Origin of the sequence: Rhodococcus sp. ENV425, assembly GCF_002887785.1 — a bacterium.
Lineage (GTDB): Bacteria > Actinomycetota > Actinomycetes > Mycobacteriales > Mycobacteriaceae > Rhodococcus > Rhodococcus aetherivorans.
In genome coordinates this window covers 1-3956 of sequence record NZ_PCZU01000138.1, presented here as the reverse complement: position 1 = coordinate 3956, position 3956 = coordinate 1, and the positions used below count along the sequence as shown (strand labels likewise).

Here is a 3956-nt window from a genome sequence, read left to right as displayed (position 1 = left end):
AGGCCCGCGAGCGCGAGCGCGCCGAGCCGGCCGACGACGGCGATGTCGAACAGGAGGTACAGCGGCTCGGCGGCGAGCACCCCGAGGGCCGGCACCGCGAGCCCGAGGATGCGCCGGGCGGTGGCCTCGGGGACGACGTGCGGGGGCGCGTCCGGTTCCGGGCCGGCGGTGTCCCGCGGTTGCGGCGCCGGCACCGTCAGTCCAGGGCCGCGCGCAGCGCCGTGACGACCCGGTCGCGGTCGCCGTACGCGGTGTATCCGGATGCGAACCGATGCCCACCTCCGCCGAGGGCGGTGGCGGCGACGGAGACGTCGACGGCGTTCTTCGAGCGCAGCGATACCGTCCACACGTCCGGGCCGCACTCCTTGAACACGGCGGCGACCTCCGCTTCGGCGGTGGTCCGGACGATGTCGATGACGCTTTCGACCTCCTCGGCGCCGAGGTGCACCGAATCGGCGCGCAGCACCGTCGCGTGGACGAGTCCGCGTCCGCCGGCGGCGTCGGGAACGAGCGTCGCCGACGCGAGCACCCGCGACAGCATCGGCAGCCACCCGAAGGGGTGCGTGTCGAGGAGCCGTCGCGTGATGGCGGCCCCGTCGATGCCGGTGGCCAGCAGGCGCTCGGCCAGACGGTGTCCCCCGGCGCGTCCCCACCGGAACGAGCCGGTGTCGGTGACCAGCCCCGCGTACAGGCAGTGGGCGAGGTCCGCGTCGATCTCCACGCCCCACTCGTCGAACAGCTCGGCGAGCACGGCGGTGGTGGATTCGGCGGCCTCGTCGATCAGATTGTGGGTGCCGAACCGGGTGTTGGAGCGGTGGTGGTCGATCACCAGGGTGTGCTTCGCGCCTGCCAGCCGGTCCGCGAGATGCCCGAGCCGGCCGGCCGTGCCGCAGTCCACGGTGACGAGCAGGTCGACCTCGCGGCGCACCTGCCCGGCGGGCACCCGCAGGTGCCCGCCGGGCAGGTCGCGCATCGACGCCGGGACGGCGGCCGGCGACGCGAACGCCACCTGCACCGGAATGCCGCGCCGCTCGAGCACCGTGCCGAGTGCCAGGCCGCTGGCGAAGGTGTCGGCGTCGGGCTGGACGTGGCAGAGGATCGTCACCGAGGTGGCGTCCTCGAGGAGCGCGACGGCGTCGCGCAGATCGACCGCCGTGGCGGCCTGGATCGACTCGGCCATCGGTGCGCTACAGGTCGTCACCGTCGTCGGGACGCACCCGTGGTTCCTTGTACGGATCCGGCTCACCGGCGGGAGCGGCGCCCTCGCGGGCCTTGGCGAGTTCCTCGTCGGCGGCCCGTGCCCGTTCGAGGAGTTCCTCCATGTGCCGGGCGGTGTCCGGCACGGTGTCGGTGACGAAGGTCAGGGTGGGGGTGAACCGCACCCCGGTGCCCGCCCCGACCTTCGAGCGCAGCACGCCCTTGGCCTTCTCCAGGCCTGCGGCGGCCGCGGCCAGGTCGGGTTCGGTGTCCAGGTCCTCGCCGCGGACCGTGTAGTAGACGGTGGCGTCGTGCAGATCTGCGGTGACCTTCGCATCGGTCACGGTGACGAACGCCAGCCGCGGATCCTTGATCTCGTGATCGATGGCCGTGGCGACGATCGTGGCGATGCGCTTGGCCAGTCGACGTGCCCGTGCTGGATCGGCCATGTCAGTCGGTTCCTCTCCCCGGCCGCCGGCGGCGACCACATGTTTGTTCCACCGGTCCGGTCAGTCCTCCGGACCGAAAATTCTTCGCCGCACGGAGAGCAGCTGCAACTCCGGGCGGCCGGCGACGAGCCGCTCGCACGTGTCGAGCACCTCGTTGAGATAGGGCACCGCCGATGCGGCCACCGCCACGCCGATCTCGGCGCGACGGTAGAGGTCCTGGTCGCCGGTCTCGGCGGCGCTGACCGCCATCCGCCGCAGCTCGGCGAGGACGGGCCGGATCACGGACCGCTTCTGCTTGAGCGAGCGCACGTCACCGAGCAGGACGTCCAGTTCCAGTGCCCCGAGATACATCCACCCTCCGGTGTCGTCCGGTGCCGGTCCTCCGGCACGCCGACGGCGGCGGGCGATCATCTCGCCCACCGCCGCCGACGAGGCCGTCGGTTGTGTCCGGCTGCGTCAGTCGCGCGGCTTCTCGCGCAGCTCGTACGCCTCGATCACGTCACCGATCTTGATGTCGGAGTAGGTGACCGTCAGACCGCACTCGAAGCCTTCCCGCACCTCGGTCACATCGTCCTTCTCGCGCCGCAGCGACGAGATGGTGACCGTCTCGGCGACCACGTTGTTGTCGCGGAGCAGACGGGCCTTCGCATTGCGCTTGACGACACCCGACTGGACCATGCAGCCCGCGATGTTGCCGACCTTGGACGACTTGAAGATCGCCCGGATCTCGGCGCGGCCGAGCTCGACCTCCTCGTAGATCGGCTTGAGCATGCCCTTGAGGGCCTTCTCCACCTCGTCGATCGCCTGGTAGATGATCGAGTAGTAGCGGATGTCGACGCCCTCGCGGTTGGCGAGCTCGGTGGCCTTGCCCTCGGCGCGGACGTTGAAGCCGATGATCACGGCGTTCGACGCGGCGGCCAGGTTGACGTTGGTCTCGGTGACACCACCGACACCGCGGTCGATGACCCGCAGGCGCACCTCGTCGCCGACCTCGATGCCCATGAGGGCCTCCTCGAGGGCTTCGACCGTACCGGCGTTGTCGCCCTTGAGGATGAGGTTGAGCTCGTTGTGCTCCTTGAGCGCGGCATCGAGGTCCTCGAGGCTGATCCGCTTGCGGCTCTTGGCGGCCAGCGCGTTGCGCTTGCGCGCATTGCGGCGGTCCGCGATCTGCCGTGCGATGCGGTCCTCCTCGACGACGACGAGGTTGTCACCGGCGCCGGGCACCGACGTGAAGCCGATGACCTGGACCGGACGCGACGGGAACGCCTCGAGGACGTCGTCGCCGTGCTCGTCCACCATTCGGCGGACACGGCCGTACGCGTCGCCCGCGACGATCGAGTCGCCCACGCGCAGCGTGCCGCGCTGGACCAGGACGGTGGCCACGGGGCCGCGGCCGCGGTCGAGGTGCGCCTCGATCGCGACGCCCTGCGCCTCCATGTCCGGGTTGGCCCGCAGGTCGAGGGACGCGTCCGCGGTGAGCAGCACGGCCTCGAGCAGCTGGTCGATGTTCAGGCCCTGCTTCGCCGAGATGTCGACGAACATGGTGTCGCCGCCGTACTCCTCGGTGACCAGTCCGTACTCGGTGAGCTGCTGGCGGATCTTCTGGGGGTTCGCACCCTCCTTGTCGATCTTGTTCACCGCGACCACGATCGGCACGTCCGCAGCCTGCGCGTGGTTGATCGCCTCCACCGTCTGCGGCATGACGCCGTCGTCGGCCGCGACCACGAGGATCGCGATGTCGGTCGACTTCGCGCCGCGGGCACGCATGGCGGTGAACGCCTCGTGACCCGGGGTGTCGATGAAGGTGATCAGCCGGTCTTCGCCGTTGAGGTGGGTCATCACCTGGTAGGCGCCGATGTGCTGGGTGATGCCGCCGGCCTCGCCCTCGCGGACGTTGGCCTTGCGGATCGTGTCGAGCAGGCGGGTCTTGCCGTGGTCGACGTGACCCATGACGGTCACCACCGGCGGACGCTGCACGAGGTCTTCCTCGGTGCCCTCGTCCTCGCCGTAGGTGATGTCGAACGACTCGAGCAGCTCGCGGTCCTCGTCCTCGGGGCTGACGACCTGAACGTTGTAGTTCATCTCCGAGCCGAGCAGCTCGAGGGTCTCGTCGTTCACCGACTGAGTGGCCGTGACCATCTCACCGAGGTTGAACAGCGCCTGGACCAGGGCCGACGGGTTCGCGTCGATCTTCTCCGCGAAGTCGGACAGCGACGCGCCACGGGCGAGACGGATGGTCTCGCCGTTGCCGCGCGGCAGCCGCACACCACCGACCGACGGTGCCTGCATCGAATCGTATTCCTGCCGCTT

At 70.2% G+C, this 3956-nt stretch carries 4 protein-coding genes and 1 pseudogene; all 5 read right to left on the bottom strand.

Annotated features, from left to right (window positions below; all coding sequences use genetic code 11):
* Positions 1–257 (bottom strand): annotated as a pseudogene (locus CQZ88_RS30830) (hypothetical protein); the annotation flags it as partial.
* Positions 197–1180 carry a bifunctional oligoribonuclease/PAP phosphatase NrnA gene (locus CQZ88_RS10775; RefSeq protein ID WP_050035100.1) on the bottom strand — a complete coding sequence of 328 codons (984 nt, stop codon included), beginning with the start codon at positions 1178–1180 and terminating at the stop codon, positions 197–199. The pseudogene CQZ88_RS30830 and the gene CQZ88_RS10775, both read right to left, overlap by 61 nt.
* Positions 1181–1187: 7 nt before the next feature.
* Positions 1188–1646, bottom strand: a complete 459-nt coding sequence (rbfA, locus tag CQZ88_RS10770) for a 30S ribosome-binding factor RbfA (protein WP_029543285.1) — start codon at positions 1644–1646, stop codon at positions 1188–1190.
* A gap of 60 nt (positions 1647–1706) precedes the next feature.
* On the bottom strand, positions 1707–1997 hold the full coding sequence (locus CQZ88_RS10765) for a DUF503 domain-containing protein (RefSeq protein ID WP_029543284.1): 291 nt from the start codon (positions 1995–1997) through the stop codon (positions 1707–1709).
* 105 nt (positions 1998–2102) lie between these two features.
* Positions 2103–3956 (bottom strand): translation initiation factor IF-2 (gene infB, locus CQZ88_RS10760; RefSeq protein ID WP_102799738.1); only part of this gene is annotated, 1854 nt, incomplete at its 5' end.

Coding starts and splice junctions, on each gene's coding strand:
- CQZ88_RS10775 (WP_050035100.1), bottom strand. CDS start 1,180: ATGGCCGAGTCGATCCAGGCCGCCACGGCGGTCGATCTGCGCGACGCC.
- rbfA (WP_029543285.1), bottom strand. CDS start 1,646: ATGGCCGATCCAGCACGGGCACGTCGACTGGCCAAGCGCATCGCCACG.
- CQZ88_RS10765 (WP_029543284.1), bottom strand. CDS start 1,997: ATGTATCTCGGGGCACTGGAACTGGACGTCCTGCTCGGTGACGTGCGC.